Source organism: Oligoflexia bacterium (assembly GCA_035326705.1).
Classification (GTDB): domain Bacteria; phylum Bdellovibrionota_G; class JALEGL01; order JALEGL01; family JALEGL01; genus JALEGL01.
Window position 1 is genome coordinate 39,786 of sequence record DAOLES010000009.1, and the last position, 26,721, is coordinate 66,506.

Below are 26,721 nucleotides of genomic sequence, written 5' to 3' on the forward strand. Positions count from 1 at the left end.
ATTAAGCGGGATGGATTAGAAGTAAGGCGTAAAGCAATAGATTAAGCATAAAAAACTCATTTAAAAAGTAGAAAAAATCATAAAAATCAAATATTTAGAAGCAGAAGTGGTTTTGTGACCTTGATTTTTAATCAGTAAAAGCTTATTCTTTAAAGAGGGATGATGAAAAATAGTTATTTAATAATAATGTTGTTTTTAGGGGTATTTCTTATTCATGGATGCGGTGAATCTGGGGATGAAGGGATAATAACACCTTTTGGCGATGCGGATGGGGATGGAATTACCAATAATATTGATAACTGTGTGAATCAAGCAAACCCCAACCAAGCGGATGAAGATAATGATGGTATAGGCGATGTGTGTGATCCTATCAATAATAATATTACACCTCCCAGCACTCCCTCTAATTTATCTGCATTTTCAGGTTTAACTGAATGTGAAATTTCAGTCAGTTGGACAGACACATCAAATAATGAGGATGATTTTGAACTTATTCGTCACTATGATATCGATAGTACTGTTACAGGTATAACACAAACTTTTATAAGACCGTCTTCAGCAGGTACAGGCAACACTGTCTATTTCACCGATACCATTTTTCCAGGCGTTGTTAATGTAAGTTATGTTGTAAGAGCTAGAAATGAAGGTGGAAATTCAGCAGATTCATTATCAACGTCACCGATTGTGGCACCATTGTGTAGCGATTAAAAAAAAATAGTATAAATAAAAAACCTCTTGTTTAACTCAATAAGACAAGAGGTTTTTTATTTGTAAGTGCTAATAAGATAGATTGCCTTTATTCACCTTGGTTTGCTTGGTAAATACCCCCAACCACTTGAATGTCACCTTCTTCATCAATGTATAAGCTTCTAGAGACAACCCAAACATTGTCCAATAAAATAGGATTTACGCCATTGTTTTCAAATTGTTCTGGGAAACTGATTTGCTCTCCCGTGTAATCACCATCAACATCAGCAATGGCAAAGATGGTGATTGTTTTTGCAAGATCATCTACACCATACTCCTGCATGATTTGTTCATTATGAGCGGCATAAAACGAGAAGTTTAAAGGTGTGGGTAAACGAATGATGTTAATTTTGTCTCCAACCAAAGCAATTTCTTGATTGTTAATTGGGGCTTCATCTCCATTGTCTTCGTTTTCATTTTCGTTGTCTTCAGGGCCGTTATCAGGTTCAGGATCTGAATCTCCACCATTGCCAGGCATATTCAAGCTCAAGTCAATATCCAATAAAGTATCTTGCCCACCATTTTCATTTTCAGTGCTTTCACCACTTGCAGAACCCTCAATTAAAGAATCTCCATCGCCATCAAGATCAATATCCACGTCAATACCTAAATTATTATCACCTAGAGCTACGTCAAGTAATGCGTCAATTTCACTGCCATCATCTTCTGAGGTATTATCACCTCCCAATAAGTTATCCACGTGCTCTACGAGATCACCTAGGCCATCATCAATATCGGCATCGGCATCGCCACCAAGAAGACCATCCTCATCATCATCATCTGAACCCCCACCAATTAAATTACCCAAAAGACCTGCTTGTGCGCTGGGGATTCCAAAATTTTCATTAACAGCTGCTAACAATGAAGGTTTGTAAGAATTTATTTGTGAGACAGCGGCTTGGTTTCTGTTTACGCTACTTAAACCTAAAGCTTCCCAGCTGCCCACTTGGGCAAATTCAATGGATTGCCCACAATTTTCTGTTGAAAAAAGATTGTCATTGTAGGTACTGTATATATAAACATACTGTTTTTTTCTTGCCGGGGGTCTTGCATTAATTTCACCACAGTAGGTAGCGCTATCACATACAGAGGAAGCAATTCTTGAGAAACGACTTTCTGGAATACATTGGCTTAAGTTTGCTTTTGTATAAACGATCTGATTGGCAAAAACAAATTGAGCGTCATGAATGGATCTTAAATAGACAAAGGCTTCAGAAGCTTTAGATTTTAAAATTTGTTCAAAATAAGTATTCATGGATACGGTTGTAACAAAACCAATAATGATTAAAACAACAGATAGTTCAACCAATGTAAATCCTAGAGCGTTTCTTTTTTTTATCATAACAATTGTTCCCAATATTTGTTTTTTATTATAGGTGAATTTAACGATTCAAGATAAAATTAAATACTCACTTTGAAAAATCACCAATAAAAATCATCTCATATGATGTTATGATACATCAGTTTTTTAAAAAAAATCAACGGAACTTATGAATTTTAAATGGAAAAAACAACTGTAAACAAAAGTTGTCAGATAAAATGAACTTTAAAAAGTGTAAGTGTGCTGCTGAGAAGGAGGTTGAAACAACACACTTACTTTCCCCATTGTGCCCTAGTTTTTAAGAGTTTGAGAACCTTTTTGAGGAGAATGGTCCTTGACTCTGTTGTTCAAAAAAACCGCAAAGTCCTCCTTTGAAGTTTTATACCATTGAACACTTTAATAATTAGCAATCAATATGCCAAAATCAATGTGTAAAAAAACAATGTAGTTTCAATAGCTTGTAGTAATGGAAATTTTTTATTCAGATAAATTGCGACACAATGTAACCAAAGTTTACGCAAAAAAGTGCTACTCATAGTTCAATGTTTAAGCTTTCTTAAAACTTAAATTGAAAAATGTGATAGGTAAAAACAATCATACTGACTGCGCAAAGAATAAAATCATAAAGCAAGGGTTTGTGGAGCGTATGTTTGGTCCAAAGTTGTTGAATAAGCAAAGCGCATAAATAGCAAAACAAAATACCTGTAATATAAAACGGATAAGTCATGTGTTGATGTGCCGCCAAATGAACATGTTCAGTATTGAACTCTGTTAAAAATGTATGGGTGAGCGGTAATTTTTTTATTAAAATTCTATAAGCCAATACCAAACTTAATTGAACCAATAGAAGGATTTTTAATGTATGGGGATAACGCTTAGAAAACTCAAAATAGGTATCACGCAGAAGACAAGCATAAAAAAAGCCAAAAATTGGTAACTCGGCAAAGGCTGCCAAGGTTCTGGATTGACCAAAGCCAAACTCATCCCGCATACCAATCATAAAGGTGGAAAGAGTAAATAGTCCAGTGACCAAAATTAGAATGAACAACAGTAAGTAGTACAGTTTTTTTGACACGCTTTTATCATCTTACAAGTCACTTTTCTTGATGGAAAGGTTTATTTTACAAATTTGTACGTCATTGAAGTTTAAGCAATGGGCATATTGGCTGAGAAAACAACATATAAATAAGCAATACAATTTATAGAGAAGACGTTTTTAAAATTCAATTAGGGATAGATTAAATCTTTTATTGATAAAATCATATCGCTTAAACCACTTCGAATAATCATGACAGCAATGGCTGCAAGCATGAGGTTGGCTATTTTTGAAAAGGCTTGGGTTCCCGCCTTACCCAAAACTTTCATAATCGGTTGGGATGATAAAAAAACTAAAAAAGTAATAATTAAATTTACTGCGTAAGCTACAAGCGTAATAGGTGTTCCAACTGCATCAACTTGCACAATAAGCGCTGTTAAAGTTGCTGGACCTACAATTAAAGGCATACCTAAAGGAACAACACCTAAGGATTGTTCTGCCGGTCTTTGCCGGACTTTTTCAGCAAATAAAAGATCTGAAATGGATAAAATAAGTAAGATGAGTCCGCCTGCAACTTTAAAATCTGCAACAGAGATTCCCAAAAAATTAAAAATACCTTTGCCTAAAAAAATAAAAACCGTGCCCAAAACCGCAATGGTAATAATGGCTTCTATCAGAATAATTTTCTGATGTTTTTTTTCTAAACCATCAATCAAAGAAATATAAATGGGTAAGACACCAATAACATCCATTGCAACAAACAAGGGAACAAAAGCAGCCAAAAACAATGGAAAATATTCACTTAAACCAGCCATTTATCTCTCATACTTTTTTTTACATAAAAGGAAAGGAATAGTTAAATTTTGCTTAAAAAAGCATTTTAAAAAGGTACCCGGTACCTATGAGTAAGCTTGGGGCATTGCATACCGCTAAGCGTTTTATCAAGTTCATATGTAAGCTTGTATCTATTAAAATAATATATTATGGGGGGGTATGACTCAAGAAGCAATTGGTAGCATACTAGAAAACAAACTGCGTAAACAAACGGTTCAATGTATCAGTGAACATAACATGTTAAAACAAGATGATCATGTCTTGGTTGGGCTTTCAGGAGGCAAAGACTCTTGGGCACTATTGCATTTGCTTAAAATGATACAAAAAAAAGCTCCCTACAGATTTTCTATTTCAGCAGTGACCGTTGATGGCGGTTTGATTGGCTTAGAAGGCGATGTTTTACAAGCCCAATGTGATCTTTTGCAAATTCCATTTTATCTGGAGCGACAACCCGTGTTTGAAATTGTTTCTGAGAAAAAAGCGGAAGGCAGTACTTTTTGTAGCATGTGTGCAAAAATGCGGCGGGGAATTTTGTACAGTATTGCAAAAAAGCTAGGAGCCAATAAAATTGCATTGGGACATCATTTAAATGATGCCATTGAGACTTTATTTTTAAATATGTTTTATGGTGGTCGCATGGCAGCCATGCCGCCAGTATTAAAATCCAATGCTGGGCATGAAGCAGATATTATTAGGCCCATGCTTTACCTTACAGAAACAGATATAGAAGTATTTTCTCTTGAAAAACAATTTAAGACTGTGGGTTGTGCTTGTCCAGTCTGCCCTATTCATCCTGAGTTTGATGATGCGCAAACTGATTTAAAACGCTTCAGCATGAAAAAAGTACTTAAAGACATGGCCAAACATAATCCACAGATGTATGACCATGCCCGCAAAGCTTTAAAAAATTTAGAGTTGGATCGATTTTTTATGAGTCAAAGCATGCTGGCAAAAAAAGGAATAGAACATGAAGCATAAAGGCTTTAATACAATAAGCATCCATGCTGGAGAAGATAAAAAAATTGAAGGGGCCGTTGTACAGCCTATTTTTCAAAGTGCAACTTATCTTGAGCAAGAAGGCCTAGCCTACAATGACATTAAATATTTGCGATTAAACAATTCTCCCAATCATGAATGCCTGGGCAGAAAATTAGCCAGCTTAGAACAGACAGAAGCGGCCTTGTTATGTGCTTCTGGCATGGCTGCAGTGACCACAGCGATCATGAGCCAGTGCAAGACAGGAGATCATATTATAGCGCAAAAGGGTTTGTATGGCGGTACACATCATTTTTTGGTGCATAAAGCTGCCCAGTTGGGCATAGAGCTTAGTTTTATTGATATTGATCAGCCCAGTTCTTGGCAATCTGCGGTAAAACAAAACACACGACTTTTTTATTGTGAAAGCATCACCAATCCCTTGATGCATGTTGGAGATTTAGCGGCTGTGCCTGATTTTTGTCGCCAGCATGAATTACTCAGCATGATTGATAATACTTTTGCAACGCCGTACAATTTTAAACCCAGTCAATTGGGTTTTGATATCATTATTCATAGTGCAACCAAATATCTTAATGGACACAGTGATTTGGTGGCAGGAGTGATCTGTGCCAATACAGCTTTAATTAAACAGTGTAAAAGCTATTTGGATATTTACGGAGCTACATTGGATACGCACGCTTGTTTTCTTTTGCAAAGAGGCTTAAAAACCTTAGGTTTAAGAATGAGTGTACACAATAGCAATGCGATGCAGTTGGCACAATTTTTACAAGAACAAGCAAGCATAGAAACGGTATATTACCCTGGTTTAAAGGATGCAGCGGTTTTACAGCATTTTAAAGGCTACTCAGGGATGGTATCTTTTGCAGTTAAAGGCGGTAAAGAAGCTGCACAAAATTTGATAAACCATTTAAAAATACCACAGCATGCACCCAGCCTAGGTGGTGTAGAATCTTTGATTACCCGGCCTGCAGCCAGTTCGCACTCATCCATGAGTGAAGAAGAAAGGCAGTCTTTGGGTATATCTCAGGCTTTATTGCGGTTATCTGTTGGAATAGAAGACATTGAAGATTTGCAAGAAGATCTTCATCAAGCCTTGAAAAAACTATAGAGGTTCTGTTCATTTTGTATTCAGTTTTAAATGTTACATTGAAGCTATACAGTGAGACTCAATACTTACTGGAAAGGAGCAGGATACAATGAAACTAAGACTATTGATAATGATGATGGGTTTAAGCGGTTTAGCTTTTTTACCTATTGACCAAGCACAAGCAAAGTCAAGACCAGAAAAAAGAGCGAGAATTCAGAGCAATTCTTATAAAGCCAAAGTTAAAAGAAGAGTCCATAAACATTATGCTAAAAAGCCGGTGCAAACGGTCCAACACAGAAGAAGTTATAGGCATGTAAGACCAGTCTATAGACCTGTAAAACGCAGAGTATATCGTAGGCATGTTCATTACAGACCCACATACCATAGAGTGATCAGACCAGCACACGTGCATTACATTGATGATGGATGTTACGATGATGGCAGTGATGTTTATTGGAACTTACACATTGGTACCAGTGGTGTTGGCATACACATAGGCCACTAAGACCTGACTAACTTATTCCTCCAAGTACCCTAGGCTTGGAGGAATATTTTATTTTTTTAAGTAGTAAATATTCAGGCGTGCACAAAGAAATGTTATACATGCTAACATAAACAATAAACCGCCATCGTTTTGGACGGTAATCCCCAAAAATAAAATATGTGAAGCTATGGCACCAAGCATGATCATTAAAGTTAAAAGACTGCCATAATATGTAGTAGCTGGAATCAAAATAAGAATGGCCGCAAGCAGTTCAGCAATACCAGAAAGATATCGTCCCCAAGGTTCAACACCCAAAGTTGAAAAAATATAAATAGATTCTGGCGCCCCGGTGAATTTAAAAAACAAAGTTTGCAATAAAATAACAGCAGGAATAATTCTGAATAAGTATTTCATCAAAGCAAAGTAACATTTTTAAATTGATAAAGGAATTATAAAGGTAGGTTGATAATTATGTTTGCGCCGTTGTCATTATGAAGGTTTATCTTACCTTTATAACGTAAAACAATTTGTTCGCTGATGTACAAACCTAAACCAGTTCCAGAAGACTGTTCATCCAAGCGTTTGCCTCTTGCAAGCAGTTGCATGGGGGTTGAAGTAGAAAAACCATCTCCATCATCATGGATGCTTAATTTTAGAGATTGGTTAACGATTGTAGCCTCAACTGAGACCTGCTGTTTTGCATACTTAAAGGCATTTTCCAATAAATTGCCCATCAACTCATAGAGATCATCTGGATGAATAGCATATTGTAAATGCTCATCCATTAACAATTGAAAATGAATATCATTTGAAGACGATTTTTGTAAAGCCATGGCAACGCGTTCAATGATGGGTTTGAGCTCAATTGTATTGATAAAAACAGACTGGTGCTGCTGTTTAAGCAGCGATAATTTTCTTTCAATTAAACCATTGGCATTATCAATCAGCTCTTTGAGGTGTTTTTTTTGGCTTGAGGAAGATTCTTCTAGCAATTCAATTTGGCTCTTTAATGCGGTTAAGGGGGTTTTAAGACTGTGTGCCAAGTCATCGGCCGCTTGTTTACTACTATGATTCAAGTTTTTTTGGTGATCTAACAGTAAGTTGAGGCTTTGTATCATGGGCTCAAGTTCATTGGGAATAGCCTTATCATCAAGCTGACTTTTTTTGCCTTGACGAATCAAATGAATGGCATGTTCAATTTTTTGTATGGGCGTAAAGCCAGTATTGACAAAAATATATTGAAGAATAATGAACAGACAACCTAAGATTAAAATAGCAATAATTGCACGGATGCGAAAAAAGGTTTGTTGTTTTAAAAAACTTTGGCCATCTTGTAAAACGGTAAAAGTAATATCAAAAGAGTTCTGTTCATCAATTTGCCACTGCATGGGCAAACTGGCAATAAAACGTTTGGTTTGTGAAAAGGGTTTTAGTTTTTTAAAAAAAACTTCTCCTAAACCTAAAGTGCTTTTAGGTAAATGCGCTAAATTAGCTGAAGAGCTTTGCCATACAATTTGATTGGAGGTACTTTCCTGAATAAGAGCAATAACATCGCCATTAAAGAATGATTCGGGTAATTTTTCTATATCCACTTGGAATATGTTTTTAGAACCCAACTCAGTAGAAGCTATCAGTAAATTTAACAAAGTCGTTGCATTCTGTTTTTGGCTGTTAAGTTGCGTTTCATGGTAGACACGCTCCAGTACAAAGGTGCTCATAAAAATCAGTGCTAAAAGCAGAGCACTGGACAAATATAAAAAACGTCTTCTAAGTGAAAAATTCTGTTTCATGGATTTTGTCGAGGTAGAATCCATTGATAGCCGCTACCGCGAATTGTTTTAATGGGGTTAAGGGTACCGTCAGGGTCTAGTTTTTTACGAAGTCTACGAATAAAAACTTCCAATACATTGCTTTCATGAATCACATCGTCTTCATAGATGTGTTCCATTAATTTATCTTTTGCTATGACATTGCCAGCATAGGTCATCAGATAGCTGAGAAGTTTAAATTCTTGGGTGGTCAAAGAAACAGTTTCATCATGGACAAACACTTGATGGGTACTCATATTTAATTTTATAGGCGGACAATGCAAAGTTTCATCGGTCCATTGACCGGTTCTTCTGAGTAGAGCTCTTACACGCGCCAATATTTCTTCAAACTCAAAAGGTTTAACCACATAGTCATCGGCCCCTGCTTCTAAACCTTCAACTTTTTGTTGCCAATTGCTACGAGCGGTTAAGATTAAAATCGGGGTTTTACAGCCTTCTTTACGGGCTTGTTTAATAAGATCAATGCCTGACATGTTGGGTAAACCAAGATCAACAATGGCAAGGTCAATGGGGTACTCTTGTAGGAGGTACAAACCTTCTTCACCATCACTGGATACATCCACAGCAAATTTTTCTTTTCTTAAGGCTTGGCTTAAGTTGTTTTGAATGGTGATATCATCTTCAATAATTGCAATACGCATGAGGCCTCCATTGTTTAGTCACGGACTTCAACGGTTTTTGAGAAAATTTTACCGCTTTTACGCAACTTAACTTTAAAAATATACAGACTGCCTTTTTTGCTGAGCAAGTGCGCCGATAAAGCTTTTGCTTGATAGTTTCGACTTGCTTTGGCCATGGCTTTTTGTTCTAAAGCACTTATTTTATAGCTGCCTTGAGAGCTTTGGTTTTTTGGTTTAACCAAAAAAGTGCCTTGCGCAAACATTTTTTTAGGTGCGTAGACCCTTCTTTGAGCAAAAAGCTCAGCCTGAGCTAAAAAAATCATGCTTGCAATAACAATGCTATAGATCCAATGTTTCATAGTTTAACCTTATTATAAGTAGTGAAGATGAACACAAGCTTAATCATAACATTAAAGCACAAAGATGGGTATCAAAAGCTATTCGAGCGTATTCGATCTCAGCCTAAGTTCAACAGGATTAGACGCAATATCAAGAATAAGAGATTTTAAAAAGTAAATGTATGGCGCTTATAAAGCAAAAAGCCGACCTTTTTGTAAAAAAGTCGGCTTTTATACGTGACAATGATTTATGGCAATTAGCAATCGATGCTTTTTGAAAAACCACTGGCGGTTATCTCTATGCTGTCACCGGCATCACAATGGAGATAGGCAGTAAATGCACCATTAGCATTTGTAAGTGCGGTTGTAGATACATTGCTATCGGCATTGGTAACGGTTACGCGGGTATTTTTTGGGGCGGAATCGTCTTCACCCACAATGGCTTGAAAGTCCTTGGCTGGTGTAAAGTTACGAATATCAGCATCTTCTGCAGCTAAAATTCCCACTCTTGGATGGCTTGCATACACATCGCGAGCCAATTGAAGAATGTCAGAAGCGGGGTTGTCACCAGCTTCATTATCATTTTCTGTGTTGCCTAAAACCACATAATGCATGAAACAGGCTCTTTCAGATGGAGCTATGCTTTCTGTTCCCCAATTAAAAAAGAAATCTTCATCATCTTCTGGGTCAAACTGCGCTAAAACAGGAGCAAGCGCTGCTTGCGCTTGACCAATAACATAACCAATACTCGTATCGTCACCTGGGTCACTGGTGGCAAAGTAATAGGGAGCAGCCAAGCTATCCGTTGTATCAGCGGTTCCTTCGTTCACTCCATCATCATCTGATCCTAGGTCACTTTCAATTTGGATGTCTATATCAGCACTGCTCATGGTAGGGTTGGTCACACAATCCAAGTAGCGTGCAACACCACAAGCTGTAGCATCGCCTTGGCAGTCAAAACTTGGGAAAACATAAATTTTCCTAACCACTTCTAAGCCACCATCAGTAGTAGCTAAAAGGACCAGTTGATCGGCGTTTCCATCACCATCAACATCTTCTAGGTAAGCTTGGTCGGTATCATTTTCAGCTCTAAAGGGAAAGTTTGTTCCTGCATCAAATGTGTCTTCAGTTAGAATTGTAAATTCACTGGCATCATCAAAACCATCACCAGTATCATCATTGTAACCGTCTGATATGGCACCAGTCCCCAATAAGTCAAAGAAAAACCCTGTTGGATCACCTGTTTCTGGTTCAGGAGAGTTGGATTCCAAAAGAAGGACTTGTTCTTCTTCATCATCACCAAAATCTGTGACAGTTACAGCACCCAAGTTACTATAATTACCTGTCCCTAAAACGTTGACAGCTGTGATATCTCCTTTTGATTTTGATGAACACGAAGCTATCAAAAACAGTAGAGCTAACATGAGCATAGAGTTAAATTTTTTCATGAAATGTAATCCTTTCTTATGATTAGATAATCAAATTTAAAATTTATTGTACTGATATACTGAACAATGACAAATTTTTTAATCAAAATTTATGTTCATTTTGGGTTCATTTTGTTTTGTTAAATTAAAACCATGATGACAAAAAGCAACTTAAGCCCAAAAAAATTATTAAGTATGATGTTTATGGTTTTGCTAGTGATTAGCGCCAGTTCTTGTGGACTTTATCTAGAAGGTGAAGTGTATGAAGAATATGAGGTGTTGCCGGATAGTCATTTGCAACTTACCTTCACTGTTAGCTGGGATGCCTATCAAACATACTATGCCAATGATTTAGAGTTTGATTTGGTCACACCAAACTATGAGCGTATTTCAAGATACAATGATACATCTCGTTGTTACTATGATGCCTTTTTTAGTGGATTCACATTTGATGAAAACAGCATTGTTATCCAATGTGAACCAGCGTTTTTAGGAGATTATGATTTAGAGTTACGGTCTAACATCACAAGTACAGTCAATGTTAACGTACAAATTGATCAAAGTTGGGATTATGATTTTCCTTATCCTTTAGAATATGCAAACTTTAATGTTCTTCCTTTAGAAACAGTTGTTTATCCAGTGTACATTTATTGATCTGATAACCACAGTATTACAGGAAGGGATGAATGGGCCCTGGTCGATAAGATTAGGGACCAAGCTAACTTAAAATTAATAAAGTTCCACAGGCAGCTAAAACAATGGAAACAACTTTCACTCTATGCAGAGGTTCTTTAAGAAAAAAATAAGCCAATAAAATTGTAAAGACTGTGCTGGTCTGATTGAGCAAGGCCGCTTTGCTGGCTTGGGTGTATTTAAAACCAGCAATCCAAAAAATATAAGCCAGATAAGATCCCATTAAAGCAGCTGGAATAAACATCTTTCCACTACGTTTAAATAAATCTAATGTTAAATTTAAGCTTTTGTTTTTATGGGTGAATAAGCTTTGAACAATTAAAAACAGCAAACCACCTAGGGTTCTAATGCTAGAAGATTGTAAAACACTGTATTGTTCTAATATGGGTTTGATGACTGTGATGGCAATGGCCATTAAACCCATGGCTAAGCAACCATAAAAAATACCTTTTTTAAGATTACTTTTACTGATGACCAGTTGCTGTTTGCTCATTATAGGCAAAGCTAAACTTAATAAGATCAATGAGCCGCCAACAAAAAACATAAAATCTAACTGTTCTAATAAAATGGCCCAAGCAAAAAAAACAACAAAGGGACTGTACAAACATTCAATTAAGGCAATCCAGCTGGCACCCACATATTGCAGACTTTTAAAAAAATAAGTGTCTGCCAGACCTATGCCTACAATGCCGCTGAGAAGCAAATAAATAAAATGGTTTCTTGGCATGAAATTTAGCATACTGGGCATCAATGCCAAAGTTATGACCAAAGCAATCATGGCAACAATGTTTTTGCCCAAGTTCATGAACATGGCATCATGATCGTCACTCACTTTTTTAAATAAAATCACTGACGTTGCCCAAGTTAAGGCGGTGGACAAAGCAAAAATTTCACCAAGGTAAGGGCTGGGCATAAACTATAAAACCTATGGCTGTATTTTTTGTTGCGCTAGATCAAGCAGGGTTTTTAAGGCAACATTGATACAGTCTTGTTCTGCTTTTGTTCTGGCAGTATCGTCTAAAAAAGTATTGCTTGAGCGATTGGCAAAAGCAGCACAAATGGCACCGGCTTTTAAACCTTTTAAATGAGCAAGAGTGAATAAAGTAGAGGTTTCCATTTCAAAATTACTGACCTTCCATTGGGCCAGTTGTTGAGTACTATAGGTTTGAGGCTGAGGTAAGCCTTCTACAGAGCGGCCTTGGGCACCATAAAAACCACTGGCACTGGCAGTGATCCCTACATGATATGAAAGCTTAAGTTTTTGTGCTTGGAGTTCAAGGGCTTTACAGACTTCATAATTAGCGACAGCCGGAAAAGCATTGGGAACAAAAAATTGCGATGTATCTTCCATACGCATTGAGGCTTGCGAGATGATTAAATCTCCGGGTTTAATATGTTCCAAGATAGCGCCGCTGCTACCACAGCGGATAAAAGTAGGTGCATGCGTAACTTGACAGGCTTCAATAACAGCAATTTCCATACTGGCTGGCCCAATTCCTGTAGACATCACGCTGATGGGGATATCATTTAAACTACCAGTGTAGCTGTGGTATTCTCGATGTTGAGTTTCAAAATGAATGTTATCAAAAAGGGCAGCAATTTTTTGACTTCTGGCTGGGTCGCCAACCAAAATAATATGTTCTGCCAAATCACCTTTTTTGCAATCAATATGATATTCTTTGCCAGAAGCAGAAACAATATGATTGGCATTGGACATAACAAAAGATTTAGCTCAAAAAGAAGACGCAAGCAACTTCAATTGTGTTTGTTTGGGTTTTTATCAAGCCTATGGATGGGGATGAACTCACTTCATGCAGCTGATAGGTCAGATATAAAACTTCAACTTGAAATTAAGAAACATAAAGCGGCCTATTATATTAAAACCCAGGCGCACTATGCTTATCAACAAGAGCAAATGTGGCAAGTTTTAGGGAACTACACCAGTTTGCGCTATTTATTACCAAGAATAAAAAAGAGCCAGATTGTTTGGGAGAAAGAGCATTCGGCATTGGTCTATTTGTTAATTGATAGTCCGTGGCCATGGCGTGACATATGGACCAAAGTTCTTGTCCAACAAGATATAAATAATAAGTCTTTTCAATGGCAACAGCAACAAGGCATGCTCAAAGATTTTTCTGGTAAAGCCTGGTTGGATCAAGGTAAATCAATGCAAAAGAACAGTATTTTTTATACAGATTTTCAATTGAATATGGGCAATAGCATTCCTAAACTATTACAAACTTGGGCTTTAAAATATTACATACCTAAAATACTCAAGCAACTGGCTCATAAAATTGAATAATCTAAGCTTTTAAAGCACTTAAAAACCAGGTAAAATAGACTTTATGCTGCCAAAAAATTTTAGAGTTGTTCTTTTTTTTATAAGCGTAAGTGTTTTTTCAGTGCATGCATCATGGCTTGAGCAAGCAAAGCAATCGGCGTCAGCCAATGCCTCATCTGCAGCTTCACAAAACTGTGTGAGTGGCTTCAATGAAAGTAAAGAGCGTAGAGAAAGTAAAGCCTATGAGCAGCAGCAAGGATATGAGAGTAAATGTTCGCCTGGAGAAGCCTGGGGAACGTGTTTAAGACGTTTGTATTTTGGTCGTTAAAAAATATCAGTTTCTAAAAATCTTCAAATGAACTACCTTGGTTAGAAGCTAGGATGAATTGAATCACTAAAACTTAATACATGATTTAAACAATTTCATCCACCTGCGAAAAATCAGGTGGATTATGCATATAAGCTTCTATTTTTTGTTGATCTTCTTCACTGGCAAAAGCGGTGATTTTAAAACCATAACCTTCTGGAGATTCAAGGGTGTAATTGTTTTCGTCAGGGTTTTTATAATGCCAAATGGGTATAGCTGTGGCTTGGTATACCCAGTTCTCTAAAGGTAATGGAAACAGCACACGAACTTCCTGACCCAGGGTTAAATTTTTTTCAGTTTCAAAAAAAAATCCACGTGCTGAAAAATTTAAAGCAAAATCAAAAAAATACTCTTCATCAGATAAAACAATGTCAACCATGGTGTCTAAGCTTATACGTGGGTGCTGTCTTCGTTCTGGTCCAGGGTAAGAATTTTTAGTTGTGTCTTTAGAAACCACTCAATGAGCTTTATCTAAGTCTTGAGTCAGAAGCAAATTTTTTTGATTGAGTTGGAGGCTAACGTTTATGAACATTTTGTCCAGAACGGCTAACGATTTTTATGGTTTCTATTGATTTCTCTGTGGCTTCTTCAACAATGAAACGCATGGATTTGCTTTGAATGCTTGCACCCTGATTAGGAATGCGTCTAAATTTTTGAATCAAGTAACCGCCAAGCGTTTCATACTCTCCTTCAGGGATCGGAGTAGACAGCAGTTGATTCAGTTCTTCAATACTGATTCTGGCAGAAACCAAAAGGCTGTCACTGCCAATATCAAAGACATAGTTCTGGCTTTCATCATGTTCATCTTCAATATCGCCAATGATTTCTTCAAGAATGTCTTCCATGGTAATCATACCAATAACACCGCCATATTCATCAACGACCATGGCCAGATTAATACCTTGTTTTTGCATATCAATCAGAAGTTTATCAATACTGATATTGTCAGGAATGTAAAAAGGTTTACGCATGATCTTTGTAATCAAGCTGTGTTGGTTTTCTAAATTGAGTAAATCATGGTGGGTCAGCCAACCTACAATATTGTCAATTCGCTTTCTGTAGACTGGAATACGGCTATGGCCATGTTCAGTTAAGGTTTTCTTAGCTTGCATTAAGGTAGAGTTTTCGCTGATGGATACCATATCAACCAATGGAATCATGATATCTTTGCAAATTTTCTCAGAAAAATGAAAAACACGATCAATCATTTGTTTTTCCATGCTTTTGGCCAAGCCAGTTTCGCTCTGTTCAGAAGCTTGGAAAAGCAGTTCCAATTCTTCACGGTTAATCAAAGGCGTTCGTTTGTTTTTATGCACACCAAATGCCCGGCTGATCAAAGTGACCAGCTTTGAAGTTGTAAAAATAAAAGGACTAAACAACCAAGAAAAGAAACGTAAAGGAAAAATAAGCTCTAAGGCAATTTTGTCGGCAAAGTATTGAAACAAAGCTTTGGGCAAAACTTCACCAAAAAACAAGACCAATGGAGCAGTAACCAAAATGGTTAAAAACTCATATTGAGAGCCAAAATGCTCAATAACAAAGAGGGTGGCCACAACATTTAATGTGATGGTAGAAAAATTGGTTCCCAACAGGGTGGTTCCCAATAGCCACTCTGGATTGGACAGCATTTCATTGATGGCTTTGGCTTTTTTAGAGCCTTTGTCGACCAAAAATTTTAAATGGGCACGATTAACCGAAACCACCGCTATTTCTGAACCTGAAAAAAATGCCTCCAATAAAATGCACAAAAGCATAATACTTAATGTAGCCAAGAGACTCATTGTTCTTCCTCATCTTCTAAATCACGTTCATCTTTAAGGTCACCAAAGATTTCTTCTAAAACATCTTCTAAGCTTACAACACCCAAAAAATCTTGTTTGTGATCACTGCTAACTACAGCAAAATGCATTTTGTTAAGTTTGAATAGAGTAAATAACTCTAAGGCGTTGGCTTTAGGTTGAATAAATAAGGGTTTACGCATGATAGCTTTGGCAGTAAGACTGTCATCAAAATTTTCTAAGCTTAGAAGGTCTTTTGCATACAGTACACCTGAAACGGCTTGTTCAGCTCGAGTTAAAATAGGAAACCTGGAATAAGCATGGATTTGAAGATCATCAAAAACTTGACTCAATAAAGTATCTTCATAAAAAAACACGATATCTTCTTTGGAGGTCATGATTTTATTGACCATAATATCATCCAATTTCAGTACATTATGAATAATGGATTGTTCTTGTGTATCCAATACGCCTTCTTCAGCACTGGTATCAACCATGGCTCTAAAAACATCTTCACTGATTGAATCTTTATCATGTTTTTTTTGTCCTAGAAGTTGAAGTAACTTTTCTGGAGCCCATACGATGAGGTCACGTAAAGGCCTAATAAGAGTAGAAAATTTTTGTAGTGGAGCGGCATTAAAGCCGGCTAAGATTTCAGGCCGCTTTAAACCATAAGTTTTAGGGAGCATTTCGCCAAAAATAAGTAAAATAGGTAACACCAGAGCCACTGAAAAAAAAGGTAACCAAGACGGAGAAACATAAGGTTTCAAAACTTGATAGACAAGAGATGTTCCAACAATACCGATGGCAGCATTGACGACTTCATTTCCAATCAGCAAAGTAGAAATAAGTTTAGTGGGTTGGTCCAGTAAGGCTTTTGCGGCTTTATAGGTTTTTTGGCTTTTGGATCGTAGTCTACGCACGCGTAATTTTCCTAAGCTGAATAAAGCAGATTCTGAGCCAGCAAAGAAAGCTGAAAGAGCTAAAAGCAAAGTAAAGATAATAAGTTTTAAGAAAAAACTGGCGTCTATAATCATAATGAAGAGGAAGGTATTTTAGGTCTGAATAGACTGTGATTTAAAGATTGAAAGCAAAGCCAAAGTACTTTGCAAGACGCAAAGTACTTTGGCTTATACCGAAGATTAAAAGGCAAATTCATAAACTAGGCGGTTGCCTGAGGCTTTCTCCGCGGGGTTTTTTTTCTGATAGATGTATTTTTAGGGGCAGTTTTTTTGCCTTTGGTACGGTTTTCATCATAAACCAAAGCATCTTTGGACTTCGGATTTTTAGAAAAAGCATATTTTATAACTTCAGTAATATGGCCAACAGGGATGATGGTTACGCCTTCTAGGTATGCAGGAGGAATTTCATCCAAGTCTTTGACATTGTGTTGAGGTATTAAAATGGTGGTGATTTTAGCACGTTTAGCCGCTAAAACTTTTTCACGAATACCGCCCACAGGCATGACTCTTCCGCGTAAGGATATTTCACCGGTCATGGCAACTTTTCTGTTGATAGGTTTTTGGACCAAGGCAGAAATAATAGCTGTGGCCATGGTGACCCCGGCAGAAGGACCATCTTTTGGGACCGCACCTGCAGGAACATGAATGTGAATATCTTTGGTTTGAAACAGCTTATCGCTTATGTTTAATTCTTTGGCATTGGATCTTGCAAAGGTTAAAGCTGCTCTAGCAGACTCTTTCATCACATCACCCAAATGACCCGTTAAGGTCAGCATACCTTTTCCTTTCATCAGGCTGGATTCAACAAACAAAATTTCTCCACCAGCTTGTGTCCAAGCCAAGCCAGTGGCTACACCCACTTGACTATTTTCTTGCTCAGCTTCAGGGATATATTTAGGGGAACCCAAATAGGTATGTAGGTTGTCGGCAGTGATTTTACTGTTACCATCAAAGCCTTCAGCAACCTTGCGCGCAACCTTCCTGCATAAGGATGCAACTTCACGCTCAAGGTTACGTAAACCCGCTTCGCGTGTGTATTGGTCAATGACCATGCTCAAAGCTTCGTCATCAAGACTGATATGTTTTTCTTGGATACCATTTTCTTTGATTTGTTTGGGTAAAATGTAACGTTTGCAGATTTCTAACTTTTCTTGCAAAGTATAGCCAGAAAGATGAATGATTTCCATTCTATCTCGCAAAGCTGCAGGAATGGTGTCAATCATATTGGCGGTTGCAATAAACATTACATTACTTAAATCAAAGGGTAAGTTGAGGTAATGGTCTCTAAAGCTGTAATTTTGTTCAGGATCTAAAACTTCAAGCAAAGCTGAAGATGGGTCACCTCTAAAATCTGACCCTAATTTATCAACTTCATCTAAGATAAACACAGGGTTGTTGGTCCCTGCTTGCTTGATGCTTTGGATAATACGACCTGGCATAGCGCCAACATAAGTTCTTCTGTGACCTCTGATTTCAGCTTCATCACGCATACCACCTAAGGCAACTCTACCAAACTCTCTACCCATGGCTTTAGCAATAGAACGCCCCAAAGAGGTTTTACCTACACCGGGAGGGCCGGCAAAACATAAAATAGGGCCACGCATGGTTTTTTTCAGTTTGGTAACACCCAAGAATTCCAAAATTCTTTCTTTTACTTTTTCCAAATCAAAGTGATCTTCGTCTAGAATTTCTTTGGCTTTGACCAAATCAATGTTGTCTTTAGAGGATTTTTTCCAAGGCAGCTCAACCAACCAATCCAAGTAGGTTCTAACAATAGAGGCTTCAGCAGCATCAGGATGCATACCTTCAAGACGACGTAGTTGCTTTAAAGATTCTTCATGCACTTCTTTGGGCATTCTTGCTTTTTCAATTCGCTCAGAAAGTTCAGCAATTTCTTCGGTTTTTGGGTCGCTGTCGCCCAGTTCACTTTTTATAGCACGCAGTTGTTCACGCAAGTAATACTCACGTTGAATCTTTGTCATTTCACCGCGGGCTTCAGTTTGAATCTTTTCTTGAACAGAAAGAATATCCAACTCTTTGTGCAAAAGATCCATCACTGCTTGCAAACGTTGACCAGGATCGGTCATTTCCAAAATAGGCTGAGCTTCTTCAACTTTTAAACCTAAGTAAGATGAAATCAAGTCTGCCAAACGGCCAGGATCTTTAACATCATCTAAGACAATCAATATTTCGGGTGAAAGAATTTTACCATGCGATACAATTTTTTCTAACAGTTCCTTGACTGTTCTAATCATGGCTTCAAGTTTAACCCGTTGTTCTTCAACGTTGGGCAAAGGAATGGGTTCAATTTTAGCATAAAAGTTGGGGGTTTCTTTAACAACCTTCTTAATCATGGCCCTACGGACACCCTGCACTAAAATTTTAATACGCCCATCAGGAACCGGAAGTTTATGCATACGCATGATCATGCCCACGCAACCCATTTGATAAACACCATCAGCGGTCACCACTTCTGCAGAAGGATCTTTTTGTGAACTTAAAAACAGCAATCTGTCTTTAGATAAAGCAGCTTCAACAGCTTGAATAGAGCTTTCTCTACCTACAAATAAAGGTAGAATCACTGAGGGGAAAAGCACCACATCTTTTACCGGCAACAAAGGTAAAACTTCTGGAATAGAAATGGCATCAATATTTATGTCTTGCATACATGCATCCTTCAAAATAAAATTAAGGGTTTATATGATTTATACAGTTTTATAATGACATAATCTGGCTAAGAACTCTAATTAATTCAGTAAATTGAAACAGTTTCATGAAGTTTGTTGTGCGTAGAGTTAAAACTATTGACTTAAAAGTTTGAAAAATAACGCATCGCATGGTAAAAGCGGGACAACATTTAATCATGAAGGGAAATGAGTTATGAAAAATTATGTTATAAAGTTCAGTTTATTATTATCAAGTCTAGTTATACCGAGCAGTCTTTTTGCTGGACAATGTATTATTCAAAAGCAAAATCTAGTGATTCAAGAAGAGCAAGAAACCAAAAGAATCATGCACAAATATGCCTTTGAAAATGACGGAGAGGCAACAATTATTGATCAGCAAAGCCATGTCGGTTGTCAAGCACTGTTGAGAAATGATGATAGAATCAGTGAAAGTTCTTTTGCACGCTTTGTTGCTAAATATCTTCCAGAAAAAAGTGAATGTGAGCAAAGAGGACATCACCATGAACAAGTGTGTACGCATGTAGAAGACATGTATGTGTATACTCAGGATTTTGTTTATTTGGGCTATGACTATGATGATGAACCTGAGGTGTTAACTTATTATAACTTACAAGCCTGTGGTTTAACGGTTATTAATCAAAATGAATTTAATTATGAATTATCATCAAGAGCTAGTTTAGCTCAAGAGGCAAATAGAGAAATAACCTTTGTTCATATTGGTTTAGCAGTTCATCAAGAACTTTACGAAGCTTATATAGAAAAAAAACAAGCTTTGGACAGTAAGTTTAAAGCCAAATACATAAGTAGCAAAAATGTCGCTAAACTAATGTGCGAAGCTTTGGCAGATCAAAAAAGCCAAGAAGAAGGGGTCAATGTTCAGTGGGAAGTGTATTATCCTAGCAACTACTCAAATAACAACAGAACCATTAAGGGTGGTGTTGTTGTATTGAGTGAATAAGCGCTTACCTTTGTAAGGCTGAGCTAACTGGTTCTAAAATATAGTTTTCTGTGGAGACAATCTGTTGTAACAGGTTGTCTCTTTACATTCATTGCTAAGAAAGATTAGAAAACAATGAAAGCGCATACAATGTTGTTGAGATCTATGTATGAGCTGAGAATATGTTATGTTTTTTAAGATCAGCTACATGATGTCGCGTTGACTTTAAAGCACCGGTTTTGTTAACACAAGAGACCTAGATCAAATTATGGAGAAGGATATGAAAAAAATAACTTTTCTTTGCAGTGTATACTTTATTTTTTTTGCCATCAGTGCATATGCACAAACAAGTAGCTCAGTCATTGTGTTAAACAAAGAAAACTCTGAAGATGCCCAGCTTAGTGTAAAATTTATTAATAAGAACGTTGATTATGTAAAAGCTTTGGATGAGCTTTTTGAGCTAAAGAGAGATCGTATTTTTAGGAAAACAGTTGCGTCATGGGAAATAAAGACTTCAGGCAGTAAAACCTGTAAAACGAATGAAAAATTGGGTTGGGTCTGTTGGCAGCATTTTGTGTTGACATTAAGTGATCAATTGTCAGATGACAGTCATGATTTTGTGATTGAGGTTTTAGATAATCGGTCTAATGGTTCTTTAAGTTTAAATTTTGAACCAAAAGCGCTAGACTTTTTTTGTAGCAAAGTCATTGGGGATTATGTGCAGTTAACGCATGACCAAAGGTATATTCATTTAATTTATGATATAGCGCTCTATAGGGGTAAAGCAGTTCAGGCCGATTGACCCCATGGCTTAAAAGTACAGTTTGAGGACAATAAAAAAGCCTTGAGCTACTACGCCCAAGGCTTTTTTTGCTTGTATATGGTGTGGTGTACAAATTTACTAATTTTTGTTCCGAGCCAATTCTGCATCAATGGTTTTTTTGAACTGTTCAAAAGGCACCGCTCCAGGGAGAGGGATACCATTAACATAAAAGGCAGGTGTTCCACCTACACCCACTTGTTGACCAGCTTTAAAGTCTTCATCAATTTTTGCGTAATGGGTTTTACCATCCACACAAGCATCAAATTTGGCTTGATCCAATTTCAGCTTTTTTGCAATGTTCTTAAGTTCAGCGATGGACGCAGCCTCATCTGCAGCGTGAACCCATGTTGAGCTTATAAACAGCTCATCGTGGTAGGGCCAAAATTTACCTTGGTCATTGGCACAACGTGCAGCATTGTGTGCAGGTTTCGCTTTTTTATGAAAGCTCAAAGGGAAGTCTCTAAAATACAATTTTACTTTGCCTTTGTATTCTTTCATTACTTTTTCAACGGTTTCAAATGAACCCCGACAAGCTGGGCATTCAAAGTCAGAAAACTCAACAATAGTTACTTTTGCACTGTCATTGCCTTTTGCTGGAAGTTCGCCTGTAGGGACATCTATTCTTGGAGGAGTAGTATAATAGGTAACCTCATGTTTATGAGTCAATTCATTAAAGTATTCTTGTTTTCTTTCAGCATTGTTACGTCCTTCAAGGCTTTGACGGATTTGATTTTTAACATTGTCATCAAAAGGAGGAGCTTGAAATCTAGGATTACCCTTCATTTTTTCAACATAATCATCGTAAAACTTTTTGATTTCAGAATCAGACACTTTTTTTGCTTTGTTGCTTACTTCTTTGGCAAGTAAGTCGGCTTTGCTTGTATTTTGTTTTTTTGCTTCTACATCAAGTAATTTATCTAAGACCATTTCATCCAAAGCGCTCGATTGCGTTGCATAAAACTCGGATTTTACTTTGAGGTATTGGCTTTTTATGGGGCCTTCTAAAAAGCCTAAAAGAGACTTTTCACTGATACTTTCACCATTTACTTTAGCCAAAGTTTCGCCGGCTTCAGTTTGAGGCGCATTTTGTGCATATACAATATTGCTGCTAACAGATTTATCTGAATTGCAAGCGCTTAAAGATAATAAACTTGCGGTTGCAAAAACAGCAAAGCTTAAAGATTTTAAGATTTTCATGAAATCAACTCCTTGGCAAAATGCCTTAACGTGTTAAAAAAATTGGATTCAATATTTTATACAGCAGGATTCTACCCTAAACCAGATAGTAGAGCTAATTTATTTAGATTAAAAACAAATTATTACCAGAAACCAAGATACAAAGCCCTACGTACCTCATGCTCAGTGATTTTTTGATCTGAATCATTATCAATTTGTGCAAAGCGGCCTTGACCTTGACCAAATTCATCAAAACCAATCCAAGCATCTCTATTGTAATCAAAACGTCTAAGTTGTTGTTTGGCATGCGAAAGATAATAAATGTACTCAGATTCATCAAGGTTAAAGTTATTATCTTTATCAATAAAGTTAAATTCTTTTTGGCTCCTTGACCAAGCGCTATGTTCAATTGGAAAGGCAGCATCAGCACGGTCTCTTTCTTGAACATGTTTTTGAGCTTTATCAATGCGTTTTAGGGTAGCATCTATTTCACTTTCTGAAATTTGACCGTCTTCATTGATATCGTAGCTACTAAAATTCAATTTATTTAACTTTGCTTCTTCAGCTGACAAAGAGCGGTTATTGTTAAGATCATGACTCTTTAATCCAAGTTTAGGGAAGTTGTTTGTTGACGGTGCTTTTGTTTTAGAAGGAGGATTTGTTTGAGAAAGGTTAGATGGATGGTTTTGTGTTTTATCTTTAATGTGATCAATTTCTTCTTGCAAATAGTCTAGGACAGATAAAATATAAGTATTGTCATATGGGGGGCTTACCACAGCAGCAGACTGTTTCTTATCAGCAAAAAGGCTAGTCTCTTTTACTGCAGCTAAGGGTATATCATTGTGAGCCTGCTTCAAATCCTTAATTGTTCGTTTTAAGGATTGAATCTGAATAATTGCGTATATCAATAATACGCCTAACAGCATATTAACAATAATGTATGGTTTTTTCATTTTATGAACTATACCATAAAAAAAATAAGCCAGATAAACGATATAATATATAGAGGATGGGTTTTTTTAAGAATGTCTTAAAATTAAGTTCTTGTGTTAATATAAGCAACATCTTGCAGCCATGTTTTGTTTGAAAACTACTTCACAATTGTTTAATCAATAAGAATTCTTATGTTTGACAAATCACGGTTAAGAGTCAGTGAAATTTAGCAATAATTTATAATAAAATTTGTGAAATGTTGGGTTTAAATCTATGAATCAGAAGGTTAAAAAACAGGGTTAATATGAAAGAAGCATTAGAATTACTATCACGCGGCACAGTTGAAATTTTACCCAAAGACGGCTTAGAGAAAAAACTAAACTTGGCCAAAAAAGAAAATAGACCGTTACGGGTCAAAGCAGGTTTTGATCCCACAGCGCCGGATATTCATTTAGGTCATACGGTATTATTGCAAAAGATGCGGCAGTTTCAGCAGCTGGGGCATGAGGTTGTTTTTTTAATTGGTGATTTTACAGCACGTATTGGCGATCCAACGGGGCGTTCAAAGCTTAGACCTGCATTGTCAGAGCAAGATATTCAAGACAATTCTAAAACCTATAAAGAGCAGGTCTTTAAAGTTTTAGATGCAGATAAAACTAAAATAAAATTCAATAGTGAATGGCTTGATGAGCTTAGTGCAGCTCAGTTGATAGAAATTACCACGCATTATTCTGTAGCTCGTATGTTGGAAAGAGATGATTTTGCCAAGCGCTTTAAAGCAGAGCAATCTATTTCTATACGAGAGTTTATGTATCCCTTGTTGCAAGGTTATGATTCAGTGGCCTTAAAAGCTGATATAGAATTGGGGGGCAACGATCAAAAATTCAATTTATTGATGGGTCGAGAATTGCAAAAAGTTTATGACCAAGATCCACAGGTTATTATGACGGTTCCTTTGTTGGAAGGTACTGATGGTGTGCAAAAAATGTCTAAATCCTATGATAACTACATTGGGGTAAATGAGAATCCAAAAGATATGTTTGGCAAGCTGATGAGCATCTCAGATGAGCTGATGTTTAGATATTATGAATTGTTATCTGATATCGGTACGTCAGATCTTGAAAAGTTAAAGAAAGATATTCAAAATTCAAAAGTGCACCCCAAACAAGCAAAAATCAATTTTGCTAAAGAAGTGCTTGCTCGTTTTTATAGTAAAGAACAAGCTGAGCAGGAGGCAGTTAACTTTGATAACCAATTTAAACAAGGGGATATACCAGACGATATTCCTAGTATTGTTATATCAGAGCATAAAGGTAAAGCTCTTGCAGATATTCTATGTTTGGCAAATATTGTTGCATCAAAATCAGAAGCTCGGCGTTTGAGTCAACAAAATGCGGTTAAACTGATAGAAGCGGGAAAAAATATAAATGAAGCTAAAATTTTAAGTGATGCTAATGCATCGCCAGATTTAAATGCTGGCGATGTCATTAAGGTAGGTAAAAGAAAGTGGCTTAAATTAAATTAAGCTTTTAGTGACCTCTGCCACTGGGTCTACATTCGCGGCTGTCATCAACCCCACGGCAAGGTTCTTCCCAGGTTCTTATTGTTTGCGTAGGGTCGTCAGAAGGATTATTTTGTTGATATGCATCTCTTGGAACGCCTTTGTAACATTCGCTTCCTTGACACACCACAATTTCTTCTCCACGAATCATTCTAACAAATAATATATCATCATTATTTTGCTTGTTGTCTGCAACTCGGTATCTTGTAAAAACATAATTTTGCGTAGAGTAGTTTTGATCTTTGTAGTGAATAATAACATGTTCACCACGAACAAACTTAGTAACAGCATTCTGATCAATGAAATCATTAGCATCATAAGTAGAGCTTTGCTGTTCTGCAGATAAGTTTTGGTTGTTAATGATTTCACCGCATCTGCCTCGAGATTGAGCAAAGCCAGTGCTGGCAAAAGCAAGTAGTAATAATAAATAAAAACGCATGGAGTACCCCCTGGTTAAAATGTTGTTTTAAACTGAGATGGTTTTAATGAATAAATATCCAACTGTCAATGAATATTTATTCATTCGATTTGCACTTAAAAATCTTCATGATTTAAGGTCAATAAGGTACAAGCATTGGGAGCCCATGAATAAAGAAAAAAGACAGTCTATCCTTGTTGAGTTGATTAAAAAGCAGCGTTTGTCATCGCATGAAGAGCTTATTGTTGCTTTAAAAAAACGCGGAGTCATGGCTGGACAAGCAACCATTAGTAGAGATATGCGCGAGCTAAGCATTGTAAAAAAAAGTAATATTTACTGCATTGAAAACGATCCAAGCAGTGTTGAAGCGTCTTGGGAGCGGGTGTTTAAAGAAAGAATTCATTATATAGAGCAAGCAGGTCCTCACCTGTTGGTGGTAAGAGGTATTTTAGGGAGTGCGCCTATTATATCGGTAGAAATAGAAGCAATGAATTGGCCAGAAATTGTGGGTGTGATTGCAGGAGATGACACTTTGTTTTTTGCATTTAAAAAAGAAAAAGACTTGCAAAAAATAAAACAGCGCTTTATAAGCTTACTTCGTTAAGAAAAAAACAGTTTTTTAAGTTAATAAAAACAACAACTTAAAAAAACATACTATAAAAACAAAAAAGTTATTTTTTTGTTTGACAGAGAAAAGTCACATCTGTATACCTGTCCAACCTTAACGGAATCGTTCAGAACAAAAAGCAAATGCTTAGTTAAACGATGCAAACAAAAAAGTTATTTTTTGTTTGACAGTGAAGAATCAAATCTATATAACTGTCCGACTAACAACAAACCAAAAGTGTTTGTCAGGTCTTTGAAAACTGAATACAGCCAAAAATATACAAACCATATTTTTGTGTGGAACTTACGTTCAATTTTAAAAAGCTTAAGCTAGACTTAAGCAAACAGTAAAACGAGAACAAATACAAAACAATTACGTTAGTATCGTTCTCAGGATTTAACACGAGAGTTTGATCCTGGCTCAGAACGAACGCTGGCGGCGTGCCTTACACATGCAAGTCGAACGAGAAAATTTCTTCGGAAGTGAGTACAGTGGCAGACGGGTTAGTAACACGTGGATAACCTGCCCTTAGGCAAGGGACAACATTTCGAAAGGAATGCTAATATCTTATATGACCACAGTATCCCCGGATACAGTGGTAAAAGGTGGCCTCTATTTATAAGCTATCACCTAAGGATGGGTCCGCGGAGCATTAGCTTGTTGGTGGGGTAAAAGCCTACCAAGGCAAAGATGCTTAGCTGGTCTGAGAGGACGATCAGCAACACTGGAACTGAGACACGGTCCAGACTCCTACGGGAGGCAGCAGTGGGGAATAT

At 36.9% G+C, this 26,721-nt stretch carries 28 protein-coding genes and 1 rRNA gene; 12 read left to right on the forward strand and 17 right to left on the reverse strand.

Going from position 1 to position 26,721, the window contains the following annotated elements:
• The first annotated feature begins 159 nt into the window (after positions 1-159).
• Positions 160-708: a thrombospondin type 3 repeat-containing protein gene (locus tag PKC21_09950; GenBank protein HMR25662.1), complete on the forward strand. Its 549-nt coding sequence runs from the start codon at positions 160-162 to the stop codon at positions 706-708.
• An 88-nt stretch (positions 709-796) separates the two neighbouring features.
• On the opposite strand, the gene PKC21_09955 is transcribed toward PKC21_09950, so the two are convergent.
• The 3 genes from PKC21_09955 to PKC21_09965 all read right to left on the reverse strand — a co-directional run bounded on the left by PKC21_09955 (position 797) and on the right by PKC21_09965 (position 3,919).
• The gene (locus PKC21_09955; protein HMR25663.1) at positions 797-2,089 is read right to left on the reverse strand and encodes a type II secretion system protein; all 1,293 of its coding nucleotides are present in this window, start codon (positions 2,087-2,089) and stop codon (positions 797-799) included.
• A 535-nt stretch (positions 2,090-2,624) separates the two neighbouring features.
• Positions 2,625-3,143 (reverse strand): hypothetical protein, encoded by a 519-nt coding sequence (locus tag PKC21_09960; GenBank protein ID HMR25664.1) that lies wholly within the window; start codon positions 3,141-3,143, stop codon positions 2,625-2,627.
• Positions 3,144-3,295: 152 nt separating this feature from the next.
• Positions 3,296-3,919 carry a MarC family protein gene (locus PKC21_09965; GenBank protein HMR25665.1) on the reverse strand — a complete coding sequence of 208 codons (624 nt, stop codon included), beginning with the start codon at positions 3,917-3,919 and terminating at the stop codon, positions 3,296-3,298.
• Between the two features lie 178 nt (positions 3,920-4,097).
• Here PKC21_09965 and PKC21_09970 point away from each other — a divergent pair, with 178 nt between their 5' ends.
• The 3 genes from PKC21_09970 (at position 4,098) to PKC21_09980 (ending at position 6,529) form a co-directional block, all read left to right on the forward strand.
• On the forward strand, positions 4,098-4,916 hold the full coding sequence (locus tag PKC21_09970; GenBank protein ID HMR25666.1) for an ATP-binding protein: 819 nt from the start codon (positions 4,098-4,100) through the stop codon (positions 4,914-4,916).
• Positions 4,906-6,045 carry a PLP-dependent aspartate aminotransferase family protein gene (locus PKC21_09975; protein HMR25667.1) on the forward strand — a complete coding sequence of 380 codons (1,140 nt, stop codon included), beginning with the start codon at positions 4,906-4,908 and terminating at the stop codon, positions 6,043-6,045. The genes PKC21_09970 and PKC21_09975 overlap by 11 nt, the downstream gene beginning before the upstream one ends.
• An 88-nt stretch (positions 6,046-6,133) precedes the next feature.
• Positions 6,134-6,529, forward strand: coding sequence for a hypothetical protein (locus PKC21_09980; protein HMR25668.1), 396 nt, complete (start codon positions 6,134-6,136; stop codon positions 6,527-6,529).
• Between the two features lie 48 nt (positions 6,530-6,577).
• Here the strand turns inward: PKC21_09980 and PKC21_09985 are convergent, their stop codons facing one another.
• From PKC21_09985 to PKC21_10005, 5 genes are all read right to left on the reverse strand, one after another.
• Positions 6,578-6,922 carry a DoxX family protein gene (locus tag PKC21_09985; GenBank protein HMR25669.1) on the reverse strand — a complete coding sequence of 115 codons (345 nt, stop codon included), beginning with the start codon at positions 6,920-6,922 and terminating at the stop codon, positions 6,578-6,580.
• Between the two features lie 35 nt (positions 6,923-6,957).
• The gene (locus PKC21_09990) at positions 6,958-8,298 is read right to left on the reverse strand and encodes a HAMP domain-containing sensor histidine kinase (protein ID HMR25670.1); all 1,341 of its coding nucleotides are present in this window, start codon (positions 8,296-8,298) and stop codon (positions 6,958-6,960) included.
• Positions 8,295-8,978 carry a response regulator transcription factor gene (locus PKC21_09995; protein ID HMR25671.1) on the reverse strand — a complete coding sequence of 228 codons (684 nt, stop codon included), beginning with the start codon at positions 8,976-8,978 and terminating at the stop codon, positions 8,295-8,297. The genes PKC21_09990 and PKC21_09995 overlap by 4 nt, the downstream gene beginning before the upstream one ends.
• A 14-nt stretch (positions 8,979-8,992) precedes the next feature.
• Positions 8,993-9,316 carry a hypothetical protein gene (locus PKC21_10000; GenBank protein ID HMR25672.1) on the reverse strand — a complete coding sequence of 108 codons (324 nt, stop codon included), beginning with the start codon at positions 9,314-9,316 and terminating at the stop codon, positions 8,993-8,995.
• A 236-nt stretch (positions 9,317-9,552) separates the two neighbouring features.
• Positions 9,553-10,743 carry a carboxypeptidase-like regulatory domain-containing protein gene (locus PKC21_10005; GenBank protein HMR25673.1) on the reverse strand — a complete coding sequence of 397 codons (1,191 nt, stop codon included), beginning with the start codon at positions 10,741-10,743 and terminating at the stop codon, positions 9,553-9,555.
• Positions 10,744-10,875: 132 nt separating this feature from the next.
• On the opposite strand from PKC21_10005, the gene PKC21_10010 reads away from it, so the two are divergent.
• Positions 10,876-11,376: a hypothetical protein gene (locus tag PKC21_10010; GenBank protein HMR25674.1), complete on the forward strand. Its 501-nt coding sequence runs from the start codon at positions 10,876-10,878 to the stop codon at positions 11,374-11,376.
• Between the two features lie 64 nt (positions 11,377-11,440).
• Here the strand turns inward: PKC21_10010 and PKC21_10015 are convergent, their stop codons facing one another.
• Together PKC21_10015 and PKC21_10020 are read right to left on the reverse strand one after the other, a co-directional pair.
• Positions 11,441-12,328: a DMT family transporter gene (locus PKC21_10015; protein ID HMR25675.1), complete on the reverse strand. Its 888-nt coding sequence runs from the start codon at positions 12,326-12,328 to the stop codon at positions 11,441-11,443.
• A gap of 12 nt (positions 12,329-12,340) precedes the next feature.
• Positions 12,341-13,132 (reverse strand): nucleoside phosphorylase, encoded by a 792-nt coding sequence (locus tag PKC21_10020; GenBank protein ID HMR25676.1) that lies wholly within the window; start codon positions 13,130-13,132, stop codon positions 12,341-12,343.
• A gap of 81 nt (positions 13,133-13,213) precedes the next feature.
• Here PKC21_10020 and PKC21_10025 point away from each other — a divergent pair, with 81 nt between their 5' ends.
• Both PKC21_10025 and PKC21_10030 read left to right on the forward strand, forming a co-directional pair.
• Complete coding sequence (locus tag PKC21_10025; protein HMR25677.1) at positions 13,214-13,717, forward strand: hypothetical protein; 504 nt, start codon at positions 13,214-13,216, stop codon at positions 13,715-13,717.
• A gap of 43 nt (positions 13,718-13,760) precedes the next feature.
• Positions 13,761-14,024: a hypothetical protein gene (locus PKC21_10030; protein ID HMR25678.1), complete on the forward strand. Its 264-nt coding sequence runs from the start codon at positions 13,761-13,763 to the stop codon at positions 14,022-14,024.
• Positions 14,025-14,109: 85 nt separating this feature from the next.
• Here PKC21_10030 and PKC21_10035 read toward each other — a convergent pair whose 3' ends face one another.
• From PKC21_10035 to lon, 4 genes are all read right to left on the reverse strand, one after another.
• Complete coding sequence (locus tag PKC21_10035; protein ID HMR25679.1) at positions 14,110-14,520, reverse strand: PilZ domain-containing protein; 411 nt, start codon at positions 14,518-14,520, stop codon at positions 14,110-14,112.
• Positions 14,521-14,578: 58 nt separating this feature from the next.
• Positions 14,579-15,844: a hemolysin family protein gene (locus tag PKC21_10040; protein HMR25680.1), complete on the reverse strand. Its 1,266-nt coding sequence runs from the start codon at positions 15,842-15,844 to the stop codon at positions 14,579-14,581.
• Positions 15,841-16,878, reverse strand: a complete 1,038-nt coding sequence (locus tag PKC21_10045; protein ID HMR25681.1) for a hemolysin family protein — start codon at positions 16,876-16,878, stop codon at positions 15,841-15,843. Before PKC21_10045 ends, PKC21_10040 begins: the two co-directional genes overlap by 4 nt.
• A gap of 125 nt (positions 16,879-17,003) precedes the next feature.
• Positions 17,004-19,469, reverse strand: a complete 2,466-nt coding sequence (gene lon / locus PKC21_10050) for an endopeptidase La (GenBank protein ID HMR25682.1) — start codon at positions 19,467-19,469, stop codon at positions 17,004-17,006.
• 214 nt (positions 19,470-19,683) lie between these two features.
• Here lon and PKC21_10055 point away from each other — a divergent pair, with 214 nt between their 5' ends.
• Entirely contained in the window at positions 19,684-20,448 is a 765-nt protein-coding gene (locus tag PKC21_10055) for a hypothetical protein (protein HMR25683.1), read from the forward strand.
• Between the two features lie 259 nt (positions 20,449-20,707).
• The gene (locus PKC21_10060) at positions 20,708-21,229 is read left to right on the forward strand and encodes a hypothetical protein (GenBank protein HMR25684.1); all 522 of its coding nucleotides are present in this window, start codon (positions 20,708-20,710) and stop codon (positions 21,227-21,229) included.
• Positions 21,230-21,328: 99 nt separating this feature from the next.
• Here the strand turns inward: PKC21_10060 and PKC21_10065 are convergent, their stop codons facing one another.
• Together PKC21_10065 and PKC21_10070 are read right to left on the reverse strand one after the other, a co-directional pair.
• Positions 21,329-22,447, reverse strand: a complete 1,119-nt coding sequence (locus PKC21_10065; GenBank protein HMR25685.1) for a thioredoxin domain-containing protein — start codon at positions 22,445-22,447, stop codon at positions 21,329-21,331.
• A gap of 122 nt (positions 22,448-22,569) precedes the next feature.
• Positions 22,570-23,379, reverse strand: coding sequence for a hypothetical protein (locus PKC21_10070; GenBank protein HMR25686.1), 810 nt, complete (start codon positions 23,377-23,379; stop codon positions 22,570-22,572).
• A gap of 284 nt (positions 23,380-23,663) precedes the next feature.
• Between PKC21_10070 and tyrS the strand changes: the two genes are divergently transcribed.
• The gene (gene tyrS, locus PKC21_10075) at positions 23,664-24,884 is read left to right on the forward strand and encodes a tyrosine--tRNA ligase (GenBank protein HMR25687.1); all 1,221 of its coding nucleotides are present in this window, start codon (positions 23,664-23,666) and stop codon (positions 24,882-24,884) included.
• A gap of 4 nt (positions 24,885-24,888) precedes the next feature.
• Here the strand turns inward: tyrS and PKC21_10080 are convergent, their stop codons facing one another.
• Positions 24,889-25,359, reverse strand: coding sequence for a hypothetical protein (locus PKC21_10080; protein ID HMR25688.1), 471 nt, complete (start codon positions 25,357-25,359; stop codon positions 24,889-24,891).
• Between the two features lie 46 nt (positions 25,360-25,405).
• On the opposite strand from PKC21_10080, the gene PKC21_10085 reads away from it, so the two are divergent.
• Positions 25,406-25,942: a hypothetical protein gene (locus PKC21_10085; GenBank protein ID HMR25689.1), complete on the forward strand. Its 537-nt coding sequence runs from the start codon at positions 25,406-25,408 to the stop codon at positions 25,940-25,942.
• Between the two features lie 400 nt (positions 25,943-26,342).
• A 16S ribosomal RNA gene (locus tag PKC21_10090) occupies positions 26,343-26,721 on the forward strand; the annotation flags it as partial.